Below are 24,009 nucleotides of genomic sequence, written 5' to 3' on the forward strand. Positions count from 1 at the left end.
GACGGATGGGACCGCGCAGTGCGGGGCTACGAACGCCAGGAGAGCCACCGGGCTGAAGACGACCATCTCTCGCGGTTCGAGGCCGAGATGGACCGGCTGAAGACCGACCGGGAGAAGGCCGTCCAGCACGCCGAGGACCTCGGCTATCAGGTCGAGGTCTTGCGCGCCAAGCTGCACGAGGCGCGGCGCAGTCTGGCGTCCCGTCCCGCGTACGACGGCGCGGACATCGGCTACCAGGCGGAGCAGATGCTCCGCAACGCCCAGATCCAGGCCGACCAGCTGCGCAACGACGCCGAGCGCGAGCTGCGCGACGCCCGTGCCCAGACGCAGCGGATCCTCCAGGAGCACGCCGAGCACCAGGCGCGGCTCCAGGCCGAACTGCACAACGAGGCCGTGCAGCGGCGCCAGCAGCTCGACCAGGAGCTGGCCGAGCGCCGCCGGACCGTCGAGTCGCACGTCAACGAGAACGTGGCCTGGGCCGAGCAGTTGCGCGCCCGCACCGAATCGCAGGCCCGCCGGCTCCTGGAGGAGTCACGCGCCGAGGCCGAACAGGCGCTGGCCACCGCCAGGGCCGAGGCCGCGCGGGTGGCCGAGGAGACGCGACAGCGGGTCGGCACCGAGGCGGAGGCCGCCCGGACCGAGGCCGAGGCGATCCTCCTCCGCGCCCGCAAGGACGCCGAGCGGATGCTGGGCGCCGCGTCGACCCAGGCCCAGGAGGCCACCACCCACGCCGAGCAGCTGCGCTCCTCGACGACGGCCGAGACCGAGCAGACCCGGCAGCGGACCGCGGAGCTGAACCGGGCCGCCGAGCAGCGGGTGCAGGAGGCCGAGACGCAGCTGCGCGAGGCGCGCGTCGAGGCCGAGAAGGTGCTGAACGAGGCGAAGGAGGCCGCGGTCAAGCGGCTGGCCGGCGCCGAGTCGCAGAACGAGCAGCGCACCCGTACGGCCAAGTCGGAGATCGCCCGGCTGGTCGGCGAGGCCACCAAGGAGGCCGAGACCCTCAGGTCGGAGGCCGAGCAGGCGCTCGCCGACGCCCGCGCCGAGTCGGAGCGGATCCGCTCCGAGGCGGCGGACTCCGCGCGCACCGCGGCGGCCGAGGACGCGGCGGCCCAGCTCGCCAAGGCGGCCCGCGCCGCCGAGGAGGTGCTGTCCAAGGCCTCCGAGGACGCCCGGTCCACCACCCGGACCGCGGGCGAGGAGGCCGAGCGGATCCGCCGCGAGGCGGAGGCCGAGGCGGACCGGCTGCGCGGCGAGGCCGCCGAGCAGGCCGACCAGCTCAAGGGCGCGGCCAAGGACGACACCAAGGAGTACCGGGCCAAGACGGTCGAGCTCCAGGAGGAGGCCCGCCGGCTGCGCGGCGAGGCCGAGCAGCTGCGTTCCGAGGCGGTCGCCGAGGGCGAGCGGATCCGCGGCGAGGCCCGGCGCGAGGCCCTCCAGCAGATCGAGGAGGGCGCGAAGACCGCCGAGGAGCTGCTGGCCAAGGCCAAGGCCGACGCCGAGGAGGTCCGCTCCACCGCGAACACCGACAGTGAGCGGCTCCGGGGCGAGGCGGCCGAGCGCGCGGCGGCGCTGAAGAAGCAGGCGGACGAGGTCCTGGAGCGGGCCCGCGCCGAGGCGGACCAGCTGCGCGGCGAGGCCGAGGAGCTGGCGGGGTCGGTGACGGCCGCGGCCGAGGAGGCCGCGGAGCGGCTGCGCGAGGAGACCGAGCGGACGGTCGCGGCCCGGCAGGCGGAGGCCGCCGAGGAGCTGACCCGGCTGCACACCGAGGCCGAGACCCGGGTCGCCTCGGCCGAGCAGGCGCTGGGCGAGGCCCGTGACGACGCGGAGCGGATCCGGCGGGAGACCGCCGAGGAGGCCGAGCGGCTGCGCACCGAGGCCGCCGAGCGGCTGCGCACCCTCCAGGAGCAGGCGGAGGCCGAGGCCCAGCGGCTGCGCGACGAGGCCGCCGCCGATGCCTCGCAGTCGCGTGCGGAGGGCGAGGCCGTCGCCGTACGGCTGCGGACCGAGGCCGCCACCGAGGCGGAGCGGCTGAAGACGGAGGCGCAGGAGAGCGCCGACCGGGTGCGGTCGGAGGCGGCCGCCGCCGCCGAGCGGGTGGGCACGGAGGCCGCCGAGGCCCTGGCCGCCGCCCAGGAGGAGGCGAACCGGCGCCGCCGGGAGGCCGAGGAGACGCTGGACGCGGCCCGTACCGAGGCCGGCCAGGAGCGCGAGCGGGCCCGGGAGCAGAGCGAGGAGCTGCTGGCCTCCGCCCGCAAGCGGGTCGAGGAGGCCCAGGCCGAGGCGCAGCGCCTGGTCGAGGAGGCGGACGCGCGGGCCACCGAGATGGTCGCCGCCGCCGAGCAGACCGCCCAGCAGGTGCGCGATACCGTGAGCGGGCTCCAGGAGCAGGCCGAGGCGGAGATCGCCGGGCTGCGGTCGGCAGCCGAGCACGTCGCGGAGCGGACGAAGGCGGAGGCGCAGGAGGAGGCGGACCGGGTCCGCTCGGACGCGTACGAGGAGCGGGAGCGGGCCGGCGAGGACGCGGCCCGGATCCGGCGGGTGGCGCAGGAGGAGACCGAGGCCGCGAAGGCGATGGCCGAGCGGACCGTCTCCGACGCGATCACGGAGTCGGAGCGGGTGCGCGCCGACACCGCCGAGTACAGCCAGCGGATGCGGACCGAGGCGTCCGACGCGCTGGCCTCGGCCGAGCAGGACGCGGCGCGGTCCCGGGCGGAGGCCCGGGAGGACGCCAACCGGATGCGGACCGAGGCCGCGGCCCAGGCCGATCTGCTGGTCTCCGAGGCGACCGCGGAGTCCGAGCGGCTCCGTACCGAGGCGGCCCAGCAGGCGGCCCGGCTCGGCGACGAGGCGGCCGGCGAGGCCGAGCGGGTGCGGGCGGAGGCGGCGGCGACCGTCGGGTCCGCGCAGGAGCACGCGGCCCGGACCCGCGAGGAGGCGGAGCGGCTGCGCGCCGACGCCGAGACCGCGGCCGAGCAGATGCGGGCCGAGGCCCGTGCGGAGGCGGACCGGCTGCTGGACGAGGCGCGCGAGGCGGCCGCGAAGCGGCGGGCGGACGCGGCCGAGCAGGCGGACCAGCTGGTCGGCAAGGCCCAGGAGGAGGCGCTGCGCGCCGCCACGGAGGCCGAGGAGCAGGCCGACACGATGGTCGGCGCGGCCCGCAAGGAGGCCGTGCGGATCACCTCGGAGGCGACCGTCGAGGGCAACTCCCTGGTGGAGCGGGCCCGTGCGGACGCGGACGAGCTGCTGGTCGGGGCGCGGCGGGACGCGACCCAGATCCGGGAGCGGGCCGAGGAGCTGCGGACCCGGGCGGACGCCGAGGTCCAGGAGCTGCACGACCGGGCGCGGCGGGAGACGGCCGAGCAGGTCAAGGCGGTCGGCGAGCGGGTGGACAACCTGATGAAGGCGGCCACCGAGCAGCGCGAGGAGGCCGCGGCGAAGGCCAAGGAGCTGCTCGCGGACGCCAATTCCGAGGCCAGCAAGGTCCGGATCGCCGCCGTGAAGCGGGCCGAGTCGCTGCTGAAGGAGGCCGAGCAGAAGAAGGCCACCCTGGTGCGCGAGGCCGAGAAGCTGCGGGCCGACGCCGAGGCGGAGGCCAAGCGGACGGTGGACGAGGGCCGGCGCGAGCTGGATGTGCTGGTGCGCCGGCGCGAGGACATCAACACCGAGATCTCCCGTGTCCAGGACGTCCTGGAGGCGTTGGAGTCTTTCGAGACACCCGGGGCCGGCGGTAAGGGCGCCGGTGCCGGTCCGCCGGGCGGCGTCAAGACGGCGGCCGCGGCGGGCACTCGTTCGAGTGGCAAGCCGTCGGAAGGGTAGTCTCCCGACGGTCTTACGTGGTGCGGCAAGGACGTTCAGCCCTCCGAGTGGCAAGGGTTACGGGGGCCAGCCACTCAAAAGGGGTGTCATTCTCCAGATCAAAAGGGCATCTGCTCGATGACACGCCGTCCTGGCCCCTAGGATTCCCTCTATCACCTCACCGGTCTCACTTCGACAGGAACCCCATGAGTGACCCTTCCTCCCCCTTCGGCTTCGAACTCGTGCGGCGTGGTTACGACCGCGGTCAGGTGGATGACCGCATTACCAAGCTCGTAGCCGACCGTGATAGTGCTCTCTCCCGCATCACGTCTCTGGAAAAGCGCATCGAGGAGCTTCACCTCGAAACGCAGAACGCCCAGGCCCAGGTGAACGACGCGGAGCCGTCGTACGCGGGTCTCGGCGCGCGTGTGGAGAAGATCCTCCGGCTGGCCGAGGAGGAGGCCAAGGACCTGCGCGAGGAGGCCCGTCGCGCCGCCGAGCAGCACCGCGAGCTGGCCGAGTCGGCCGCTCAGCAGGTGCGCAACGACGCCGAGACCTTCGCCTCCGAGCGCAAGGCGAAGGCCGAGGACGACGGTGTCCGCATCGTCGAGAAGGCCCAGGGTGAGGCCTCCGCGCTGCGTGCGGACGCGCAGAAGGACGCGGCGCAGAAGCGCGAGGAGGCGGACGCCCTCTTCGAGGAGACCCGCGCCAAGGCCGCCCAGGCCGCCGCGGACTTCGAGACCAACCTGGCCAAGCGCCGCGACCAGTCGGAGCGCGACCTCGCGTCCCGTCAGGCCAAGGCGGAGAAGCGGCTGGCCGAGATCGAGCACCGCGCCGAGCAGCTGCGGCTGGAGGCCGAGAAGCTGCGGACCGACGCCGAGCGCCGTGCCCGTCAGACGGTGGAGACCGCCCAGCGCCAGGCCGAGGACATCGTCGCCGACGCCAACGCGAAGGCCGACCGGATCCGCAGCGAATCGGAGCGCGAGCTGGCGGCGCTCACCAACCGCCGCGACTCGATCAACGCGCAGCTGACCAACGTCCGCGAGATGCTGGCGACGCTGACCGGTGCGGCCGTGGCCGCGGCCGGCACCCCGGCCGACGAGGAGCCCGTCTCCCGCGGCGTTCCGGCCCAGCAGACCCGCTGACGCCCGGAGCGTATCGGTCCGTTTCGTCCGCGCGCCCGGTTCCGCCTTTGTGGTGGCGCCGGGCGCGCGGCCGTTCTAGCGTGAACGCATGATCGAGCTCGATGGGCTTACCAAGCGCTTCGGCAACAAGGTTGCCGTCGACCACTTGACGTGCCGGATCAGACCGGGGATGGTGACGGGCTTTCTGGGGCCCAACGGGGCGGGCAAATCCACCACGATGCGGATGATGCTCGATCTCGACAACCCGACCAGCGGATCGGTCCGCATCGACGGCAAGCACTACCACGAGCTGTCGGAACCCCTCAAGTACATCGGCGCGCTGCTGGACGCCAAGTCGATGCACGGCGGCCGCAGCGCGTACAACAATCTGCTCTGCCTCGCCCAGAGCAACCGGATCCCGGAGAGCCGGGTGGCCGAAGTCCTCGACACGGTCGGGCTGACGGCGGTGGCGAAACGCAAATCGAAGGGCTTCTCCCTCGGTATGGGCCAGCGGCTGGGGATCGCCTCGGCATTGCTGGGTGATCCCCAGATCCTGATGTTCGACGAACCCGTCAATGGTCTGGACCCCGAGGGAATTCACTGGATCCGCAATCTGATGAAGGCGCTCGCCGCGGAAGGACGGACGATCTTCGTCTCCTCCCATCTGATGAGCGAAATGGCGCTGACCGCCGATCATCTGATCGTGATCGGCCAGGGCCGGCTGCTCGCCGACACCTCGATGGCCGATTTCATCCATCAGAACTCCCGTAGTTATGTGCGCCTGCGCTCGCCCCAGCAGGAGCGGTTGCGCGATGTCCTGCACGCGGAGGGCATCGTCGCGGTGGAGGCGGGGAACGGCACGCTGGAGATCGACGGCGGCACCACGGAGTCCCTGGGTGAGCTGGCCGGCCGGCACCAGATCGTGCTGCACGAGCTGAGCGCCCAGCGGGCCTCGCTGGAGGAGGCGTTCATGCAGATGACGGCGGACTCGGTGGAGTACCACGCGCATTCCGAGCGGGGGGCCGAGCCGCCGCCCGTCGGACCGCACTGGGGCGACACCTGGAACCAGCCACCGGGCGAGACCCCGGGGCAGTCCGGACCCGGCACCGGAACGGGGGTGTGACGGCGATGGCTTCGGTTCCCGCGGTCCTGACCTCCGAATGGACCAAGATCCGTACGGTCTCCTCGACGACCTGGACGCTGATCTGCGCCTTCGGCGTCACCGTCGCGATGAGCGCGGCGCTGTGCGCGGTGATGAACTCGCAGTTCGACGGCCTCTCCGACGCGGAGAAGGCGACGTTCGACCCCACGTTCGTCAGCTTCTCGGGGATGATCCTCGGCCAGCTGGCGATGGTGGTGTTCGGCGTCCTGGTCGTCGGCACCGAGTACAGCTCCGGCATGATCCGCACCTCGCTGGCGGCCGTGCCGCAGCGGGCGACCTTCCTCTTCAGCAAGATCCTGGTGGCCGGGGTGCTGGCCCTGGTGGTGGGGCTGGTGACCAGCTTCGTCTCGTTCTTCCTGGGCCAGGCGCTGCTGGGCGACCACAAGACGACGCTCGGCGCGGACAACGTCCTGCGGGCGGTCTTCGGCGCCGGGCTCTACATGGGGCTGATCGCGGTCTTCTCCATGGGGGTCGCGGCGATGCTGCGCAGCTCGATGCTGTCGCTCGGCATCCTGATGCCGTTCTTCTTCCTGGTCTCGCAGATCCTGTCGGCGGTGCCGGGCGCGAAGGAGGTCGCGCGGTACTTCCCCGACCAGGCCGGTTCCAAGATCATGCAGGTGGTTCCGGACGCGATGGACAGCGATCCGGCGCCGTACGGGCCGTGGGCCGGTCTGCTGATCATGGTCGCCTGGGTGGTGGCCGCGGTGCTCGGCGGCTATCTGGTGCTGAAGAAGCGCGACGCCTGAGAGGCGGTACGACGGGGCCGGGGACCGGTGCGGACCGGTTCCCGGCCCCCGCCGCGCCGCGCGCCCGACTTGGCCGGAACCGTAAAGGCGTGGATATCCTCCTCACTCATACGGGGGGCGTACGGCCGGACGGCCTGTGCCCCGACGACAGATAAGTCGATGGGGCTGGAGCATGATCGAGGCAGTCGGCCTGACCAAGCGCTACGGCGCGAAGACGGCCGTGTACAACCTTTCCTTCCAGGTGCGGCCGGGCGCCGTCACCGGATTCCTCGGTCCCAACGGGTCGGGCAAGTCGACGACGATGCGGATGATCCTCGGCCTCGACCGGCCGACGGCGGGCCGGGTGACCATCGGCGGCCACGAGTTCCGCAATCTGCCGAACGCGCCGCGCCAGGTGGGCGCGCTGCTCGACGCCAAGGCCGTGCACGGCGGCCGCAGCGCCCGCAACCATCTCCTCTCGCTGGCCCAGCTGGCCGGCATCCCGGCCGCCCGGGTCGACGAGGTGCTCGGGGTCGTCGGCCTCCAGCAGGTCGCGCGGAAGCGGTCCAAGGGCTTCTCGCTGGGCATGGGGCAGCGTCTGGGCATCGCGGCGGCGCTGCTGGGCGACCCGCAGGTGCTGCTCTTCGACGAGCCGGTCAACGGTCTGGACCCGGAGGGCATCCTCTGGGTCAGGAACCTGATGAAGATGCTGGCGTCCGAGGGGCGCACGGTCTTCGTCTCCAGCCATCTGATGAGCGAGATGGCCCTCACGGCCGACCATCTGATCGTGATCGGCCGGGGCCAGCTCATGGCCGATATGAGCGTCAAGGACTTCATCTCGGCCAATTCGGCCGACTTCGCCCGGGTCCGGGTCCCGGACGAGGGCGCTGAGCAGCGGGAGAAGCTCACCACCACCCTCACGGAGGCGGGCGGCCAGGTCATGCCGGAGCCGGACGGGGCGCTGCGCGTCACCGGTCTGCGGCTGCCCCGGATCAGCGATCTGGCCCATGAGGCGGACGTCCGGCTGTGGGAGCTCTCGCCGCACCAGGCCTCGCTGGAGGAGGCGTACATGCGGATGACGCAGGGCGCCGTGGACTACCGCTCGACGGCGGACCAGGTGGCCCACCTCCAGGCACCGCCGCCGGGCGCCTACGGGCAGCACCCGGGGTACGCCCCGCCGCAGCCGAGCGTTCCGGACGTGCCGCAGCAGGGCTGGTACGCCCCGCCGCCGCCCGGCCAGAACCCGTACGCGGGCGCTCCCGCCGCACAGCCCCCGGCCCAGGCCCCGGCGGCCCCGGCGGCCCCGGCCCCCGTACAGGCCCAGGCACCCGCTCCCGCCGCGGCACCGGCACAGCCCGCGCCGGCCGCTCCGGTGCCGGCGGCTCCCCCGGCCGCCGCCCCCGCAGACCTGACCAAGCGCGACTCCAGCGAGGACCCCCGATGACCACGCCGTCCACGCCGCCGACGCCGCAGGCGGCGTACCCGCAGCAGGCGCCCCAGCAGCCCGTCGCCCCGCAGCCGTACGCCCAGGGGCCGCAGACCGGTTTCTACGCCTCGCCGATCCCGGTGCGCCCGGCCACCCTCGCCGACGCGATCGCCTCCGAGTGGACCAAGATCCGCTCGGTGCGGTCCACGATGTGGACGCTCGGCGTGATGATCGTGCTGCTGCTCCTCATCGGGGTGCTCTCGGCCGTCGCGGTCAGCGCCTCCGACTCGGACATGGGCAGCACCCCGGTGCTCAGCCTGGGCTTCTTCGGGGTGCTGCTGGGCTCCATCTGCGTGATCACGCTGGGCGTGATGACGATCGCCTCGGAGTACGGCACGGGCATGATCCGTACGACGCTGACGGCGTGCCCGAGCCGGGGCCGGGTGCTCGCGGCGAAGGCGGTCGTCTTCTTCCTGCTCACCTTCGTGCTGACGACGGTGATGACGACGATCGTCGCACTGCTCCAGACCGCGATCCTGGACGCAGGGGCGCCCAGCGGCAAGGAGTGGCTGAGCAGCACGGTCGGCGTCGGCCTCTACATCGCGACGCTGGGACTGCTCTCGCTGGCCGTCGGGGCACTGATCCGGCACTCGGCCGGGGCGATCACGATCATGATCGGCGTGGTGCTGCTGCCGCTGGTGCTGGCGATCTTCATGTTCGCCGAGTCGCTGTCCTCGCTCCAGAAGTGGCTGCTGGAGTACTCGATCCCCAACCAGCTCAGCATCTTCTACGACAACTCCGTCAGCACCTCCGGCCCGTCCGGCTGGGACCCGCTGTGGATCATGCTCGGGGTGACGGCCGTGGCGCTCGGCGGCGCCTTCCTGGCGATGAACAACCGCGACGTCTGACCCGAGCGGCCGCCCGGCCGGTCAGTGCCGAGGGGCGTTCCTGGACCGCTGCACCCGTGTGGTGCGGCGGTCCTTCGCGTTCCAGCAGGCCTTGTGCCAGTGCCGGCGGTCGTCGACGCCGCCGTACTCGGACCAGGCCACCAGATGCGGAACGCCGGAGGGGATCTCCTGGTCGCAGCCGGGGCAGCGGTAGCGCTTGCCCATCGCGCTCGCCCCGCTGACCGGGCGGACCGACCACTGCTCGCCCTGCCACTCCTCCGCGCGTCCGCCGCCCCCGTACCGGTCCCCCACGTCGCCGGAGCTGTCGCTGGGACTCTCGCCGCCTCGGGGGCGGTTGCGGCGCGGGGACACGGAAAACACCTCACAGATCGCGCTGGGCAGGTCCCGTCAAGCGTAGGGCCATCCGGTGGGGACGGGCGTCCCGCACCGCCCGGCGGGCGGCCCCGGGCGGGGCCGGTTACCGGAAAATCGCAACAACTTCCCCGCGGACCGTGCCTTTGGCACGTGTCAGGCGTTGGTGCCAGTAGGGGAGAGCCGCGTCGGCCGCAAGGAGGTAATTGGCGATGCGTGTGGGAACGTTCGTACTGGCCGCCCAGTTTCCCGGGCAGGGGCCGGGGGAAGCGCTGCACCGCGCGATCCGGTCCGCCGAGGTCGCGGAGGAGTCCGGTCTCGACTCGGTCTGGCTGGCCGAGCACCACTTCGTGCCGTACGGGGTCTGTCCGTCCGCGGTGACGCTGGCGGCGCACCTGCTGGGCCGCACCCGCAGGATCCGGGTGGGCACGGCGGTGAGCGTGCTGCCCAACCACCATCCGGTCGCGCTCGGCGAGCAGGCCGCGCTGCTCCACCTCACCAGCGGCGGCCGCTTCACCCTGGGCGTGGGCCGGGGCGGCCCCTGGGTCGATCTGGAGGTGTTCGGCGGCGGTCTGGCGGCGTACGAGAAGGAGTTCCCGGAGTCGCTGGGGCTGCTGCTCGACTGGCTGCGCGGGACGCGGGTGGCCGGACGCGGCGAGCGGTACGGCTTCCGCGAGGTCGCGGTCGTCCCCCGGGCCGATGAGCTGCTGGACCCGGAGACCGGGGAGAGCGCGGGCGGGCCCGAGGTGGTCGTCGCGTGCACCTCGCCCGGGAGCGTGGGCCTCGCCGCCGAGCAGGGGCTGCCGATGCTCCTCGGGATGCACTGCGGCGACGAGGAGAAGGCGGAGATGGTCGCGCTGTGGCGGTCCCGCGCGCTCGCGGCGGGGCACTCCCCGGAGAGGGTGCGGGCGGCGGGGCATGTGTCGGCGGGGGTGGCGCAGATCGCGGACCGTGCCGAGGACGCCACCGAGACCCTGGTGAAGGCGATGCCGGGCTGGCTGCGGCAGGGGCTCGGCGCCCATGTCACGGTCGACCACCGGCACCGGGTGATGCGCGATCCGGTCGACTACACGGAGCTGCTCTGCCGTCTTCATCCGGTGGGGCCGCCCCGGCTCGCGGCGGACCGGCTGGCGGCCACGGCGGAGCGCACGGGCATCACCCGTTTCGCGCTCCTGGTGGAGGGTTCGGGGGATCTGGCGGCCACGGAGGAGAACGTAGCGCGGCTGGGCACCGAAGTGCTGCCGCTCCTCGCATGAACCACCCGCACCGGGTGCTCCCCCTTGACGACGGGAGCCGCCGCCCCGGACCAGTCGCACCTCCCGCGACCCGGAGCGGCGGCCAGACCGTCAGCAGTCCCGCAGTTCGGGCGACTGGTTGAGCAACTGACCCCTCACCGAGGTGAATTTGGCCAGTCGGTCGTCGACCGAGGCGTCCATCGGGAACACCGCGACGCGGTGGCAGTTCTGGAATGCCAGACGCACCCCGAAGTGCCGCTGCAGCGCACCGCGAATGGCATCACTCGCGAGCGCGCGCAGCAGCTGACCACGTGCCTGCTCATTGGGGGGCGGCGTCTGGTTGTCGGCGAACTCCCCGCCGTCGACCTTCAGCTGAGCCACCAATGAGCTGATCATCTCCCACGCGTAGGGCAGGGAGGTCCGGACGCAGTCGACGAAGTCGGCTTCGTCGACCTCGCCTCGCTCGGCCTGTTCCAACAGAGCCGGTGAGACGTCGAGCGACATGGGTTCTCCTCTCGCGACCCCGACCGTGCGCCGAGGTCTTACGGGCAGGGACGGAGGGCGACGACGACGCAGCGTGCACGCGCGGCGACCTCCTGCATCCACGGTAAGGGCGCAGTCCGGGCCGCACCAGGAGATTGGGAACACAACCGGCCAATAACGAAGGGGTTCAAAGGCGGGCAAGCCAGAAAGCGTCACGTGCGAACAGGCGGGGCGGGTCAGACGGGTGAATCGCGCCGGGCACCCGTCGTCGAGTAGCGTTGCCGACCATGCGTCTCGTCATCGCCCGCTGCTCCGTGGACTACGCGGGCCGGCTCACGGCCCACCTGCCCTCCGCTCCCCGTCTGATCCTGGTGAAGGCGGACGGGAGCGTGTCGATCCACGCCGACGACCGGGCCTACAAACCGCTCAACTGGATGTCCCCGCCCTGCACCCTGAAGGAGGGGACGGGCGACGCCGAGGGCACCTGGACCGTCGTGAACAAGGCGGGCGAAAAATTGATCATCACGATGGAGGAGATCCTCCACGACTCGTCGCACGAGCTGGGCGTGGACCCCGGGCTGATCAAGGACGGCGTGGAGGCGCACCTCCAGGAACTGCTGGCGGACCGGATCGAGACGCTCGGCGAGGGCTACACCCTCATCCGCCGCGAGTACTTCACCGCCATCGGCCCCGTCGACATCCTCTGCCGGGACGCCGACGGCCGGACCGTGGCCGTCGAGCTCAAGCGGCGCGGCGACATCGACGGTGTGGAGCAGCTGACCCGCTATCTGGAGCTGCTGAACCGCGATCCGCATCTGGCCCCCGTGAAGGGCATCTTCGCCGCCCAGGAGATCAAGCCCCAGGCCCGGGTGCTGGCGGCGGACCGGGGCATCGGCTGCGTGGTCCTCGACTACGACGCGCTGCGCGGCATCGAGGACGACAAGCTCCGGCTGTTCTGACGGGCCGTGGGGGCGCCCGACGGGCGCTCCCACGGGCTCAGGTCGTCGAGGGGCTCGCGGGCGTGGGGCCGGTCGGGCCGATGGCCGCGGTGTCCGAGGAGTCGGGAGCCGTCGGCTCCTCCGGGTCCGGGTCGTCCGTGGACGTGGACGGTGACGGATCGGGGCTCTCGTCCGTCGGTGAGCTCGACGGCGTGACACCGCTGGGCGTCGGCTTCGGGCTCATGGACTTCGTGTGCGACGGCGTGGGCCCCGGCGACGAGGGGCTTTCCCCCGGCGAGGACGGCGACGACGCCGACGCCGTCCCGGTGGCGGAGGGTCCGGCCCCGGGGGCGGACGCCGACGCGCTCCCGGAGGGTCCGGGGGTCGTGGAGGCCGAGGCCGAACCCGAGGTCCTGGCCGACGGGGTGGTGCCGTCCGTGGTCTCGTCGGCGGGCAGATCGTCCTCGGTGTCGCCTCCGTCGGTGACCGACTGCTCGGTCGAGGCACCGGGGTCACCCGCCGGGTCGCTGTTCGAGGTGAGTCCGAGGGTCACCACGGTGCCGAGCACCCCGGCGAGCAGAACGCCCGCTCCGGCCGCGACCAGATTGCGCCGGGCGCCGCCGAGCAGCGGGAAGCGGCCGGCCGGAGCCTGCTCGCCGCCCTTCGGCGCGGTCTGCCGGGCGATGACGGCGGTCTCCTCCGACAGCGGCTTCGGTACGGAGACGGGGATGACGGCCGGCAGACCGCGCGGCGGCGACGGCTCCCCCGGACCGGACGGCACCGGCGCGTCGGTGACCGGAAGGCCGCCGGACGCCGTGGCCCGGGACCGGTCCGCGACCAGGGCGAGGGCCCGCCGCCCGGCGACCGCACCGGGCTTGTCGGCCAGCGCCCCGCGCATGCTGACGGAGGTCTCCAGCTCGGTCCTGGCCCGGTCGGGGTTGCCGGTGCAGAGCGCGAGCACACCCAGCTCGTGGTGGAAGTACGCCTCCTCGGCGACCTCTCCGGCGATCCGGGCGGCCTCCTGGCCGATCCGCAGCGCACGCTCCCAGGCGCTCCAGTGCAGCCCTGCCGCGAAGGCGGGCGAGGCGCTGCGGGCCAGCAGGACGGCCACGCTGGTCTGCCCCGCGCCGTCGCCGGGCACCAGCTGTGCCATCGAGGCGAGGATCGCGTCGGACTCGGCCACCACCCGGACCGGGGTGACGGAGGGGTGGCCGGTCCACCAGGCGTAGTGCTGGGCCATGGTGCGGGCGTGCTCGCCTGCCCCGTCGCCGTATCCGGCGGCCTCCAGCTGGGCTAGCACCCCGGCGGCCAGCCGGTAGCGGGGACCGGCCGGGGACAGCAGTCCGCAGCCGGCCAGTTCGCCGAGGGCGGCGTCGGCGTGGGTGTCCCCCACGAGCGCCGGAAGATGGGCCTGGTGCGGCACCTCGCCGCCGAGCGCCACGGCGAACCGCAGCGTCTGGCGCGCCGCCTCGCTCAGCCGGGAGCCGAGCAGCGCGGCGGGCGCCGCGCCCTCGCCGAGGCTGGGCAGCGGTACGTCGGCGGCCTCCTCCGCGCCCGCCTCCGGTGCGGGTGCCTCGGCCGGAGCGCCGTCGCGGTAGCCGAACTCGTCGTACGCGGTGGGGTCGGGGCTCAGCAGATCGCGCTGGCGGAGCAGGGCGCCGGCCTGGACGAAGCGCAGCGGCAGGCCCTCGGACTCGAACCAGAGGTCGCCGGCCCAGTTCTTCTCCTCCTCGGTGAGCCGGCGTTCGACGACCGTCTCCAGGAGTTCGACCGCGTGGGCGCGGTCCAGGCCGGGGAGGAAGACCTCTTCGAGGTGGCACTCGGGGCCGGGGGCCTGGACGTCGGGCGTCGCGGCGAGCAGGAAGGCGCACTCGGGCGTGGCGTCGAGCAGTTCGTCGAGGGCGGCGCCGCCGAACTCCAGGTCGTCCAGGACGACCACGGCACCGGTGGTGCGCAGCTTCTCGTGCAGCAGCTCGCGGTCCGGGCGGTGCAGCGGGGCGTCGTGGACCGCGTCGAAGAGGCCGTACAGCAGATCGGTGACGTTGCGCCGGTGGCCGTTGAGCCGGACGACGCCGTCCGGGGCGAAGCCGGCGCAGTCGGCGGCGACGGCGTCCAGGAGCGTGGTGCGGCCGGATCCGGCCGGTCCGGTGAGGCGTACGGAGCGGCCCCGGGCCAGCAGCCGGGTCAGCCGTTCGCGCTCGTCCTCGCGCTGGAGGAGGGGGAGCTGGAGGGCGGGCGGGCCGGGCGGCACGGGGGGTGCGGTGCCGCGCTCGCGGTCGGCGCGCTCGGCGGGGGTGCGGCGGACGGGGGCCGCGGGCTGCTCGCCGGGCGGGCAGGGTTCGACCTCGCTGCCGTCCACCGGGTTCACGGTGAGGAGGAGGTCGCCGGATATCAGCGGGACCACACGTACCTGTTGCGGTGTTTGCTGACCGAAATCCGGAGTGAGTGGATCGCGCGGGGGACGGCGCCGGCCGGTCTCCTCGGGAAATCCGCTGCCTTCGTGGCCGTACTCCTCCGGCCCGCGGTGTGTCGGGTCCATCGCCAAAGCCCCCATAGACGCGTCGAGAACGGGTGCCCCTCCCGGCCTCACACGCCCAAGCTGTCGCTCTCGGTCCGGTGTCCGCCAGGTGGGTCCGTCAATCGGCAGACGGCCGAACCCTAAACCTTCGCACAGTATCTACGAACACCCGGGGTGCCGCGCCGCACCGCAGATCACGGTCCGGTGAGGATTGTGTGGATTCCGTCCGCGTCCCGAGCAGGGCGGGTGACGTCAGACGCGCGGCAGGGACTCCGCGGCGATTCCGCCCTCGATGGCCAGGATCCGGTGCAGCCGGGTGGCGACGAGAAGGCGTTGCATCTGCGGAGGCACGCCGCGGAGCACGAGTCTGCGCCCGGCCCGTCCGGCGCGGCGGTGCGCGCCCATGATGACGCCGAGTCCGGTGGCGTCCCACGAGTCCAGCTCGGTCAGGTCGAGCACCAGATCGCCGACGCCGTCGTCGAGGGCCGAGTGCAGGACCGTACGGGCGTCCGCCGCGCTGCGGACATCGAGGCGGCCCCCGACGGCGAGCTCGGCGTGGTCGCCCCTGATGTGCATATGCGCTCCCCTGGAATGCTCCGTGGCATGGCCGGTGTGTCTGAAACTGTCTCTCCCCCACTGACTGCGGCAGAGACGGTGAAGTTGCCGTCTGTAAGCGAACCGATACCGAATTCACCCCGAGGGGTGACCGGGACCGCGGTGGATCCGTGCCGGATCCACCGGTTCCGCGGGTGCCGCCCGACGGCAGCGCCCTGGGTCCCCGGGTCCGAGCGGCGGCGGAATCGACGCCACGTCAGACAACCGGGGACCGGAAACGATCAGTAGGTGTAAAAGCCCTGCCCGCTCTTGCGCCCGATGTCACCTGCATCCACCATCCGGCGCATCAGCTCCGGGGCGGCGAACTTCTCGTCCTGGGACTCGGTGTAGATGTTGCCGGTGGCGTGCAGCAGGATGTCGACACCGGTCAGGTCGGCGGTCGCGAGCGGTCCCATGGCGTGGCCGAAACCGAGCTTGCAGGCGATGTCGATGTCCTCGGCGGAGGCGACGCCCGACTCGTACAGCTTGGCGGCCTCGACGACGAGCGCCGAGATCAGCCGGGTGGTGACGAAGCCGGCCACGTCGCGGTTGACCACGATGCAGGTCTTGCCGACGGACTCCGCGAACTCCCGTGCGGTGGCGAGGGTTTCGTCGCTGGTCTTGTAGCCGCGGACCAGTTCGCAGAGCTGCATCATCGGGACCGGCGAGAAGAAGTGCACACCGACGACGCGTTCCGGGCGCTCGGTGACCGCGGCGATCTTGGTGATCGGGATGGCGGAGGTGTTGGAGGCGAGCACGGTGTCGTCCCGGACGATCTTGTCCAGGGAGCGGAAGATCTCGTGCTTGACCTCCAGCTTCTCGAAGACCGCCTCGACGACGACATCGGCGTCGGCGACCGCGTCGAGGTCCGTGGTGGTGGTGATGCGGCCGAGGGCGGCCTCGGCGTCGGCGGCGTCGAGCCTGCCCTTGGAGACGAACTTGTCGTACGAGGCCTTGATGCCGTCACGGCCGCGGGTCAGGGCCGCGTCGGTGACATCGCGCAGCACGACGTCCCAGCCCGCCTGGGCGGAGACCTGTGCGATACCGGACCCCATGAGTCCGGCGCCGATGACGGCGAGCTTCCTGGCCACGTTGGCACCCCTCTGCTTCTTCTGCGACGGTTCTTCGTCCTTGCTCTCCGGCGGAGGTTAGTACCCGTGAGGGGTGCAGGGGCGGTGAAGAGATGCGCGTCACGTCTCAAATGACGGACATCACACCGGGAGCCGTCATTCGGCGGCGCGCCGGGCGTAGTTGAGCACCTGTTCGCCGAGCAGCTCCTCGATGTCGTCGAGGAGGACGAGGGCGTCCCGGGAGACCTCGGCGGCCCGGCGGCCGGACACCATCTCGCGTCCGATGTACGCCATCAGCGTGCCGTGCACCCAGGCGAGCTGGCCGGCGACCAGGACCGGGGTGCGGTCGCCGGGCCCGGCACCGGACTCCTCCAGGAGCGTGGCCTCCAGATGCTCCAGGGCCTCCTGCTGGACGCGCCAGAGCCGGGCCTTGAGGCCGTCGGCGCCCTCGATGACCTCGATGAAGCGCTTGTAGCCCTCCATCAGTCCGACGGTGGGCGAGACGCTCTCGACCTGGTCGCGCAGTTCGCGCAGAACGGCGTCGGCCGCCGACTCCCCCTTGTCCCGGCCCCGGACGTACCGCGAGAGCCGGTCGACGAGGCTGCGGCTCCGGTCGAGGAAGAGGTCCTCCTTGGTCGGGAAGTAGTTGTAGACGGTGTTCACCGAGACGTCGGCGGCGTGCGCGATCTCGGCGATCGTGACGGCGTCGAAACCGCGCTCCAGGAAGAGGCCGCTGGCCACGTCCGAGAGGTGCTGCCTGGTCTGCCGCTTCTTGCGCTCCCGCAGTCCCTCGCTCATGCCCTCATCGTAGGCCCGTACTGGAGCCGCTGAATTTTTGGTGTCATTGCAATTTTTCAGTGACTCTGTTTTTGTGGTCGCCATGGCAATCATCAGTACGGCCGGGCTCGCCCGGACCTTCACCACCAAGGCGGGCCCGGTGGACGCCGTGCGCTCGCTCGACCTGACGGTCGGGGCCGGCGAGATCGTCGGCCTCCTCGGCCCCAACGGGGCGGGCAAGACGACCACCCTGCGGATGCTCACCACGCTGCTCGCCCCGACCGGCGGCGCCGCCACGGTGGCCGGGCACGACCTGGTCACCGACCCCGCCGGGGTGCGCCGGGTCTGCGGTCTCGTCGCCCAGTCGGGCGGGGTCGACCCGTATCTCTCGGTCCGCGAGGAACTGGTGACCCAGGGCCGGCTCTACCGGCTGTCCCGGACCGCCGCCGAGGCCAGGGCCCGGGAGCTGGCCGGGGAGCTGGATCTGACCGGACTCCTCGACCGGAAGGCCGTCACCCTCTCCGGGGGCCAGCGGCGCCGGCTGGACATCGCCATGGGGCTCACCCACCGCCCGGCCGTGCTCTTCCTCGACGAGCCGACGACCGGACTGGACCCGGGCAGCCGCGCCGATCTGTGGGAGCTGGTCCGCCGGCTGCGCGCGGACGCGGGCACCACCGTCGTGCTCACCACGCACTACCTCGACGAGGCGGACGCGCTCGCGGACCGGGTGGTCGTCGTCGACCACGGGGAGATCGCGGCCGAGGGCACCCCGGCCGCGCTGAAGGAGCGGTACGCGGGCTCCGCCACCGCCTCGCTCCAGGACGCGTTCCTCGCCGTCACCGGCCGCTCCCCCGCCCCCGCCGACACCACGCCCGCCACCGTCTAGGGATCGAGTCCGATGCTGCTCCACGACACCGCGCTCGTCTTCGGGCGCTACGCCCGCCAGACCCTGCGCTCGAAGTTCCAGATCCTCTTCGGCATCCTGATGCCGCTGCTCTACCTGCTCCTCTTCGGCCCGCTGCTCACCGGGCTGCCGCTCGGCGGCCGGGGCGACTCCTGGCAGGTGCTGGTGCCCGGACTGCTGCTCCAGCTCGCCCTGTTCGGCGCCTCCTTCGCCGGTTTCGCGCTCATCATCGACGCGTCGACCGGGGTCGTCGAACGGATGCGGGTCACCCCCGTCAGCCGGGCCGCGCTGCTGCTGGGACGGGTGCTGCGCGACGCGCTGCTGTTCGTCTTCCAGGCCGTGCTGCTGGTGCTCGCCGCCGTCCTCATGGGCCTGCGCGCGCCGCTGCCCGGCATCCTGATCGGCTTCGTGTTCGTCGCACTGCTCGCCGTCTCGCTGGCCTCGCTCTCGTACACCCTGGCCCTGCGGGTCGCCGGCCCGCAGGAGTTCGGCCCGGTGGTCAACGCCGTGACCATGCCCGCCATGCTGCTGTCCGGGCTGATGCTCCCGATGACGCTCGGCCCCGGCTGGCTCGACGTCCTCTCGCACCTCACCCCGCTGCGCTACCTGGTGGACGCGGTGCGGGACGCGTACGTGGGCGCGTACGCCACGACGCACATGCTGTACGGGGGGCTCGTCGCCCTCGGATTCACCGCCCTGGCCGTGACGGTGGGCACAGCCGTCTTCCGGAGGGCGGGGGCGTAACTAAGGTGACGGCATGGTCAATCTGACACGTATCTACACCCGCACCGGCGACACGGGCACCACCGCCCTCGGCGACATGAGCCGGACCGCCAAGACCGATCTGCGGATCTCCGCGTACGCCGACGCCAACGAGGCCAACGCCGTCCTCGGGACGGCCCTCGCACTGGGACAGCTCCCGGACGACGTGGTGAGGGTCCTCGTCCGGGTGCAGAACGACCTCTTCGACGTGGGCGCCGACCTGTCGACCCCGGTCGTCGAGGAGCCGAAGTACCCGCCGCTGCGGGTCGAGCAGCACTACGTCGACCGGCTGGAGGCGGACTGCGACCACTATCTGGAGCAGGTGGAGAAGCTCCGCAGCTTCATCCTCCCGGGCGGCACCCCCGGCGCCGCGCTGCTGCACCAGGCGTGCACGGTGGTCCGGCGCGCCGAGCGCTCCACCTGGGCCGCGTTCGAGGTGCACGGCGAGGTGATGAACCCGCTGACCGCGACCTACCTCAACCGGCTCTCGGACCTGCTGTTCATCCTGGCCCGGGTGGCGAACAAGGAGGTCGGGGACGTGCTGTGGGTGCCGGGCGGCGAACGCTGAACCGGGGCGCTCACCGCGCGGGCGGGCCGTCCGCCTTCTCGGCGGCGTCCCGCCGGCTCCCCGCCCCGCCGCGCGGGGCCTGCTTCGGGAACAGCGTGTAGCTGAGGGCGATCACCAGGTTGAGGCCGAGGACGAAGAGCATCCTGCTCTGCCAGGACCGCAGCGAGCTGATGTCGCCGTCCCCGCCGACGTACCAGACCGCCGCCTGGAGGAGCGCCAGGGCGGTCACGGCCGCCACGCTCCACCGTGCGGCGACCTTCCACTCGTGCACCGCCCGCGCCCGGCCGTACTTCGGGGGCTTCACCGGGGGCGGGCCGCCGGCGAAGCGGTGGGCGAAGCGGGCGTCGACCCACTGGATGGTGGAGTGGCCGAGGCCGACGGTGAAGCCGATGTAGACCGCGGCCAGTCCGTGCTTCCAGTCCGGGGCCGCGCCGTTCTTCAGATCGATGGCCGTCACCACCAGCAGGACGAGTTCCAGCACCGGCTCGCACAGCAGGACGGCCGCGCCGAGCCGGGGCTTCTTCGCCACGTAGCGCAGCGTGAGTCCGAGGGCCAGCAGCACCCAGAAGGCGATCTCGCAGAGGACGATCAGTGTGACGATCACGTTCCGCTTCCTTTCGGTCCCTTCCAGCGTGGCCGCCGCACCGGGCCGGTTCATCGGCCCCGGTGACGAAAGCGCACTGCATCCTTCGATGTAGTCGCGGATCGGCCTCGCCGAGGACGCTCCGATGCGGCGGGGGCGTGTTGGATGGACGGGTGCTCCCACTGACCCGCCCCCACCGCGACGACGCGCTGATCGCGGTCGCCGGGCTGCTCGGCGGAGCGGTCCTGTGGCTGCTCGGTCTGCATATGCAGAACGGGCGCCTCTTCGCCGCGGACTGGGTCTCCCTGCTCCCGCTCGTCGCGATGTCCGCCCTGGAACTGGCCCGGCGCAGCGCCCCCCAGACGGCCCTGGTCCTCGGGACGCTGGCGCTGGTCGCGGACCAGTTCACGTCCGGGAACCTGGCGACCGTGCTGATGTACACGGACCTGATGTACGCGGCGGTGCTGTACGGCTCCCCGGCCGCGGCCCGGCGCATCCCGGTGACCACGCTGCTGATCACGGTCGGGGTCACCATCGGCTTCGTGGCGTGGTTCCGTGACGCCCAGGCGCTGCTGGTCGGCATCGCCACCGGTCTGGTGTCGTTCCTTCCGGCGCTCACCGGGGTCAGCGTCCGCAACCACCGCAACGCGGCGGAGACCGCCCGGCTGCGGGCCGATCAGACCGCGCTGCTGGCCGAGATGGACCGGACGCAGGCGGTGACCGCCGAGCGCGCCCGGATGGCCCGCGAGCTGCACGACATGGTGGCCAACCACCTCTCCGCCATCGCCATCCACTCCACGGCCGCGCTCTCCCTCGACCACCCGGACACCTCGCGCGACGCGCTCGGGGTCATCCGGGAGAACAGCGTGGCCGGTCTGGCCGAGATGCGCCGTCTGATCGGGCTGCTGCGGACCGGGGCGACGGATCCGGAGCCGAGAGGTTCGCCGACGCTGGCCTCGCTGGACGCGCTGGTCGAGCAGCACCGGACGAACGCCGCCTCCAGCGGGCTGAGCTGCACGCTCCTGGACGAGCGCGACGGGTCCGGGCCGCTGCCGGCGCCGGTGGAGCTGGCGGCGTACCGGATCGTGCAGGAGTCCCTGACCAACGCGCTCAAGCACGCGGCGCCCGGTGCGGTGACGGTGCGGCTGGGGCAGGGCGCGGACCGGCTGACGGTGGAGGTGCGCAGCGTGCTCGGGGAGCGGCCCCGGCCGCGTGCGCCGGGTTCGGGGGCGGGGCTGGTGGGGATGCGGGAGCGGGTGGCGCTGCTGGGGGGCGTGTTCGAGGCGGGGCCCGGATCCGGTCCGGACGGTTCCCGGGTGTGGCGGGTGCGGGCCGAACTGCCCGTGGACGAGAGGAAGGTGGGGCCGTGACGATCCGGATCCTGGTGGCGGAGGACCAGTCCGCGGTACGGGCCGGGCTGGTGCTGATCCTGGGCAGCGCGCCCGACATGGAGGTGGTCGGGGAGGCCGCGGACGGCGAGGAGGCGGTGCGGCTGGCCCGGGAACTGCGGCCGGATCTGGTGCTGATGGATGTGCAGATGCCGCGTCTGGACGGGGTGTCGGCGACCGAGCGGGTGGTGGCCGAGGGGCTCGCGGACGTGCTGGTGCTCACGACCTTCGATCTGGACGCCTATGTGTTCGGGGCGCTGCGGGCGGGGGCGGCGGGCTTTCTGCTCAAGGACACCGAGGCGCGCGATCTGCTGGAGGCGGTCCGCACGGTGGCGGGCGGCGAGGGGCTGATCGCCCCGTCGGTGACGCGGCGGCTGATCGCGGAGTTCGCCCGGTCGGGGCCGGCCCGGACTCCGGCGGCGCCGGGCGCGGAGGTGCTGGACGCGCTGACGCGCCGTGAGCGCGAGGTGCTGGGGTGTCTGGGCGAGGGGCTGTCGAACGCCGAGATCGCGGTGCGGCTGTCGATGGCCGAGGCGACGGTGAAGACGCACGTCAGCCGCCTGCTGGGGAAGCTGGAGCTGCGCAGCCGGGTCCAGGCGGCGGTACTGGCACAGGAGTTGGGGATCTGAAGGTTTAAGTGGGCGGGTCCCCGATCTTTGGTCCAGACCTCTTGACGATTGGTCCAGACCTTCCTAATCTCACCGAGCACACTGCGGTGAGCCCAACATGACAAGTCGGGCTCAGGGCGGCGCAGGGTTTGCAGTCCACGGACCACCCCCGTTTGTCCGGACCTCTCCCGAGGAGCGCACCGTTGAGCACTGAGACCCCCCGCCGGACCCGGTTCAGAATCGGGTCCGGAAAAGCCACCAGAACCAGAGCCGTCGCGGGCCTCTCCGCGCTGCTCCTTCCCCTCGCCGCCATGGTCGGTCTGGCCTCGCCCGCCGAGGCGGCCACCTCCGCCACGGCCACGTACCTCAAGAAGTCCGACTGGGGCTCCGGCTTCGAGGGCCAGTGGACGGTGAAGAACACCGGCACCACGTCCCTCAGCTCCTGGACCATCGAGTGGGACTTCCCGAGCGGCACCGGCGTCGGCTCCGCCTGGGACGCCACCGTCACCCACACGGGCGACCACTGGACCGCCAAGAACGTCGGCTGGAACGGCACCATCGCCCCCGGCGCCAGTGTCTCCTTCGGCTTCAACGGCACCGGCTCCGGCAGCGGCGCGGCCACCAACTGCAAGCTCAACGGCGCCTCCTGCGACGGCGGCCCGACCGTTCCCGGTGACAATCCCCCCACCGCGCCGGGCACCCCCACCGCCGGCAACATCACCGACACCTCGGTGAAGCTCAGCTGGAGCGCCGCCACCGACGACAAGGGCGTCAAGAACTACGACGTGCTGCGCGACGGCGCCGTCGTGGCCACCGTCACCGGCACCACGTACACCAACACCGGCCTGAGCGCGGGCACGGACTACTCGTACTCCGTGCAGGCCCGCGACACCGCCGACCAGACCGGTCCGGTCAGCGCCGCGGTCAAGGTCCACACCACCGGCACCGGCGGAGGTGACGGCGGCAACGAGACCGGCGACAAGGTCAACCTCGGCTACTTCGCCGAGTGGGGCGTCTACGGCCGCAACTACCACGTCAAGAACCTGGACACCTCCGGTTCGGCCGCGAAGATCACGCACATCAACTACGCCTTCGGCAACGTCCAGGGCGGCAAGTGCACGATCGGCGACTCCTACGCGGACTACGACAAGGCCTACACCGCCGACCAGTCGGTCGACGGCGTGGCGGACACCTGGGACCAGCCGCTGCGCGGCTCCTTCAACCAGCTCCGCAAGCTGAAGGCCAAGTACCCCCACATCAAGATCCTGTGGTCCTTCGGCGGCTGGACCTGGTCCGGCGGCTTCGGCCAGGCCGCGCAGAACCCGGCCGCGTTCGCGGACTCCTGCTACAGCCTGGTCGAGGACCCGCGCTGGGCCGATGTCTTCGACGGCATCGACATCGACTGGGAGTACCCGAACGCCTGCGGTCTCACCTGTGACACCAGCGGTCCGGACGCGCTGAAGAAGCTCACCTCGGCGCTGCGCACCAAGTTCGGCAAGGACTACCTGGTCACCGCCGCCATCACGGCCGACGGTTCGCAGGGCGGCAAGATCGACCTGGCGGACTACGCCGGCGCGGCCCAGTCGCTCAACTGGTACAACGTGATGACGTACGACTTCTTCGGCGCCTGGGACGCGAAGGGCCCGACGGCCCCGCACTCCCCGCTGAACTCGTACTCCGGCATCCCGATCCAGGGCTTCAACTCCGCCGACGCCATCGCGAAGCTGAAGGCGCAGGGCGTCCCGGCCTCCAAGCTGCTGCTCGGCATCGGCTTCTACGGCCGCGGCTGGACCGGCGTCACCCAGGACGCCCCGGGCGGCACCGCCACCGGCGCGGCCCCGGGCACCTACGAGGCGGGCATCGAGGACTACAAGGTCCTCAAGAACAGCTGCCCCACCACCGGCACCATCGCCGGCACCGCGTACGCCCACTGCGGCACCAACTGGTGGAGCTACGACACCCCCGCCACCATCGGCTCCAAGATGGCCTGGGCCAAGAACCAGGGTCTGGGAGGCGCGTTCTTCTGGGAGTTCAGCGGTGACACCAGCAACGGTGAGCTCGTGACCGCGATGAACAACGGTCTGAAGTAG

At 72.2% G+C, this 24,009-nt stretch carries 21 protein-coding genes; 14 read left to right on the forward strand and 7 right to left on the reverse strand.

Annotated features, from left to right (window positions below; genetic code table 11):
- Window positions 1-18: 18 nt before the first annotated feature.
- From scy to ACZ4FH_RS04350, 6 genes are all read left to right on the forward strand, one after another.
- Window positions 19-3,816: a polarized growth protein Scy gene (scy, locus tag ACZ4FH_RS04325; RefSeq protein WP_467302141.1), complete on the forward strand. Its 3,798-nt coding sequence runs from the start codon at window positions 19-21 to the stop codon at window positions 3,814-3,816.
- Window positions 3,817-4,001: 185 nt separating this feature from the next.
- On the forward strand, window positions 4,002-4,940 hold the full coding sequence (locus ACZ4FH_RS04330) for a coiled-coil domain-containing protein (protein WP_383635116.1): 939 nt from the start codon (window positions 4,002-4,004) through the stop codon (window positions 4,938-4,940).
- 88 nt (window positions 4,941-5,028) lie between these two features.
- Complete coding sequence (locus tag ACZ4FH_RS04335) at window positions 5,029-6,042, forward strand: ABC transporter ATP-binding protein (RefSeq protein WP_467302142.1); 1,014 nt, start codon at window positions 5,029-5,031, stop codon at window positions 6,040-6,042.
- A 5-nt stretch (window positions 6,043-6,047) separates the two neighbouring features.
- Window positions 6,048-6,827, forward strand: a complete 780-nt coding sequence (locus ACZ4FH_RS04340) for an ABC transporter permease (protein WP_467302144.1) — start codon at window positions 6,048-6,050, stop codon at window positions 6,825-6,827.
- 172 nt (window positions 6,828-6,999) lie between these two features.
- Window positions 7,000-8,250, forward strand: a complete 1,251-nt coding sequence (locus tag ACZ4FH_RS04345; RefSeq protein ID WP_467302145.1) for an ATP-binding cassette domain-containing protein — start codon at window positions 7,000-7,002, stop codon at window positions 8,248-8,250.
- Window positions 8,247-9,140: an ABC transporter permease gene (locus ACZ4FH_RS04350; protein ID WP_467302147.1), complete on the forward strand. Its 894-nt coding sequence runs from the start codon at window positions 8,247-8,249 to the stop codon at window positions 9,138-9,140. The genes ACZ4FH_RS04345 and ACZ4FH_RS04350 overlap by 4 nt, the downstream gene beginning before the upstream one ends.
- Before the next feature lie 21 nt (window positions 9,141-9,161).
- Here ACZ4FH_RS04350 and ACZ4FH_RS04355 read toward each other — a convergent pair whose 3' ends face one another.
- On the reverse strand, window positions 9,162-9,491 hold the full coding sequence (locus ACZ4FH_RS04355) for an ATP/GTP-binding protein (protein WP_467302148.1): 330 nt from the start codon (window positions 9,489-9,491) through the stop codon (window positions 9,162-9,164).
- Window positions 9,492-9,703: 212 nt separating this feature from the next.
- On the opposite strand from ACZ4FH_RS04355, the gene ACZ4FH_RS04360 reads away from it, so the two are divergent.
- Window positions 9,704-10,747, forward strand: coding sequence for an LLM class flavin-dependent oxidoreductase (locus ACZ4FH_RS04360; protein WP_467302150.1), 1,044 nt, complete (start codon window positions 9,704-9,706; stop codon window positions 10,745-10,747).
- Between the two features lie 90 nt (window positions 10,748-10,837).
- Here ACZ4FH_RS04360 and ACZ4FH_RS04365 read toward each other — a convergent pair whose 3' ends face one another.
- Entirely contained in the window at window positions 10,838-11,230 is a 393-nt protein-coding gene (locus tag ACZ4FH_RS04365; RefSeq protein ID WP_383635095.1) for an SCO5389 family protein, read from the reverse strand.
- A gap of 266 nt (window positions 11,231-11,496) precedes the next feature.
- Here ACZ4FH_RS04365 and nucS point away from each other — a divergent pair, with 266 nt between their 5' ends.
- Window positions 11,497-12,168 carry an endonuclease NucS gene (gene nucS / locus ACZ4FH_RS04370; protein ID WP_467302153.1) on the forward strand — a complete coding sequence of 224 codons (672 nt, stop codon included), beginning with the start codon at window positions 11,497-11,499 and terminating at the stop codon, window positions 12,166-12,168.
- Between the two features lie 37 nt (window positions 12,169-12,205).
- Here the strand turns inward: nucS and ACZ4FH_RS04375 are convergent, their stop codons facing one another.
- From ACZ4FH_RS04375 to ACZ4FH_RS04390, 4 genes are all read right to left on the reverse strand, one after another.
- Window positions 12,206-14,686 carry an ATP-binding protein gene (locus ACZ4FH_RS04375; protein WP_467302154.1) on the reverse strand — a complete coding sequence of 827 codons (2,481 nt, stop codon included), beginning with the start codon at window positions 14,684-14,686 and terminating at the stop codon, window positions 12,206-12,208.
- A 231-nt stretch (window positions 14,687-14,917) separates the two neighbouring features.
- Window positions 14,918-15,241, reverse strand: a complete 324-nt coding sequence (locus tag ACZ4FH_RS04380; RefSeq protein ID WP_383635086.1) for an STAS domain-containing protein — start codon at window positions 15,239-15,241, stop codon at window positions 14,918-14,920.
- Window positions 15,242-15,501: 260 nt separating this feature from the next.
- Window positions 15,502-16,350, reverse strand: coding sequence for a 3-hydroxyacyl-CoA dehydrogenase family protein (locus tag ACZ4FH_RS04385; protein WP_467302156.1), 849 nt, complete (start codon window positions 16,348-16,350; stop codon window positions 15,502-15,504).
- A gap of 135 nt (window positions 16,351-16,485) precedes the next feature.
- Entirely contained in the window at window positions 16,486-17,127 is a 642-nt protein-coding gene (locus ACZ4FH_RS04390) for a TetR/AcrR family transcriptional regulator (protein ID WP_467302158.1), read from the reverse strand.
- 82 nt (window positions 17,128-17,209) lie between these two features.
- On the opposite strand from ACZ4FH_RS04390, the gene ACZ4FH_RS04395 reads away from it, so the two are divergent.
- Genes ACZ4FH_RS04395 through ACZ4FH_RS04405 form a run of 3 tightly spaced genes read left to right on the forward strand, consistent with a single transcriptional unit; the run spans window position 17,210 to window position 19,340 of the window.
- Complete coding sequence (locus ACZ4FH_RS04395; protein WP_467302160.1) at window positions 17,210-17,992, forward strand: ABC transporter ATP-binding protein; 783 nt, start codon at window positions 17,210-17,212, stop codon at window positions 17,990-17,992.
- Between the two features lie 12 nt (window positions 17,993-18,004).
- Entirely contained in the window at window positions 18,005-18,754 is a 750-nt protein-coding gene (locus tag ACZ4FH_RS04400; RefSeq protein WP_467302162.1) for an ABC transporter permease, read from the forward strand.
- A 13-nt stretch (window positions 18,755-18,767) separates the two neighbouring features.
- The gene (locus ACZ4FH_RS04405; RefSeq protein WP_467302164.1) at window positions 18,768-19,340 is read left to right on the forward strand and encodes a cob(I)yrinic acid a,c-diamide adenosyltransferase; all 573 of its coding nucleotides are present in this window, start codon (window positions 18,768-18,770) and stop codon (window positions 19,338-19,340) included.
- A gap of 10 nt (window positions 19,341-19,350) precedes the next feature.
- Here ACZ4FH_RS04405 and ACZ4FH_RS04410 read toward each other — a convergent pair whose 3' ends face one another.
- Window positions 19,351-19,944 (reverse strand): hypothetical protein, encoded by a 594-nt coding sequence (locus tag ACZ4FH_RS04410; RefSeq protein WP_467302165.1) that lies wholly within the window; start codon window positions 19,942-19,944, stop codon window positions 19,351-19,353.
- A 152-nt stretch (window positions 19,945-20,096) separates the two neighbouring features.
- Here ACZ4FH_RS04410 and ACZ4FH_RS04415 point away from each other — a divergent pair, with 152 nt between their 5' ends.
- The 3 genes from ACZ4FH_RS04415 (at window position 20,097) to ACZ4FH_RS04425 (ending at window position 24,009) form a co-directional block, all read left to right on the forward strand.
- A complete protein-coding gene (locus tag ACZ4FH_RS04415) occupies window positions 20,097-21,293 on the forward strand; it encodes a sensor histidine kinase (RefSeq protein WP_467302166.1) in 1,197 nt (398 codons plus the stop codon).
- Window positions 21,290-21,940, forward strand: a complete 651-nt coding sequence (locus ACZ4FH_RS04420; protein ID WP_467302167.1) for a response regulator — start codon at window positions 21,290-21,292, stop codon at window positions 21,938-21,940. The genes ACZ4FH_RS04415 and ACZ4FH_RS04420 overlap by 4 nt, the downstream gene beginning before the upstream one ends.
- 182 nt (window positions 21,941-22,122) lie before the next feature.
- The gene (locus ACZ4FH_RS04425; RefSeq protein ID WP_467302169.1) at window positions 22,123-24,009 is read left to right on the forward strand and encodes a glycosyl hydrolase family 18 protein; all 1,887 of its coding nucleotides are present in this window, start codon (window positions 22,123-22,125) and stop codon (window positions 24,007-24,009) included.

The sequence above is a fragment of the Streptomyces sp. NPDC024555 genome (genome assembly GCF_055559335.1).

Coding starts and splice junctions, on each gene's coding strand:
- ACZ4FH_RS04330 (WP_383635116.1), top strand. CDS start 4,002: ATGAGTGACCCTTCCTCCCCCTTCGGCTTCGAACTCGTGCGGCGTGGT.
- ACZ4FH_RS04335 (WP_467302142.1), top strand. CDS start 5,029: ATGATCGAGCTCGATGGGCTTACCAAGCGCTTCGGCAACAAGGTTGCC.
- ACZ4FH_RS04340 (WP_467302144.1), top strand. CDS start 6,048: ATGGCTTCGGTTCCCGCGGTCCTGACCTCCGAATGGACCAAGATCCGT.
- ACZ4FH_RS04345 (WP_467302145.1), top strand. CDS start 7,000: ATGATCGAGGCAGTCGGCCTGACCAAGCGCTACGGCGCGAAGACGGCC.
- ACZ4FH_RS04350 (WP_467302147.1), top strand. CDS start 8,247: ATGACCACGCCGTCCACGCCGCCGACGCCGCAGGCGGCGTACCCGCAG.
- ACZ4FH_RS04360 (WP_467302150.1), top strand. CDS start 9,704: ATGCGTGTGGGAACGTTCGTACTGGCCGCCCAGTTTCCCGGGCAGGGG.
- ACZ4FH_RS04365 (WP_383635095.1), bottom strand. CDS start 11,230: ATGTCGCTCGACGTCTCACCGGCTCTGTTGGAACAGGCCGAGCGAGGC.
- nucS (WP_467302153.1), top strand. CDS start 11,497: ATGCGTCTCGTCATCGCCCGCTGCTCCGTGGACTACGCGGGCCGGCTC.
- ACZ4FH_RS04375 (WP_467302154.1), bottom strand. CDS start 14,686: ATGGACCCGACACACCGCGGGCCGGAGGAGTACGGCCACGAAGGCAGC.
- ACZ4FH_RS04380 (WP_383635086.1), bottom strand. CDS start 15,241: ATGCACATCAGGGGCGACCACGCCGAGCTCGCCGTCGGGGGCCGCCTC.
- ACZ4FH_RS04390 (WP_467302158.1), bottom strand. CDS start 17,127: ATGAGCGAGGGACTGCGGGAGCGCAAGAAGCGGCAGACCAGGCAGCAC.
- ACZ4FH_RS04395 (WP_467302160.1), top strand. CDS start 17,210: ATGGCAATCATCAGTACGGCCGGGCTCGCCCGGACCTTCACCACCAAG.
- ACZ4FH_RS04400 (WP_467302162.1), top strand. CDS start 18,005: ATGCTGCTCCACGACACCGCGCTCGTCTTCGGGCGCTACGCCCGCCAG.
- ACZ4FH_RS04405 (WP_467302164.1), top strand. CDS start 18,768: ATGGTCAATCTGACACGTATCTACACCCGCACCGGCGACACGGGCACC.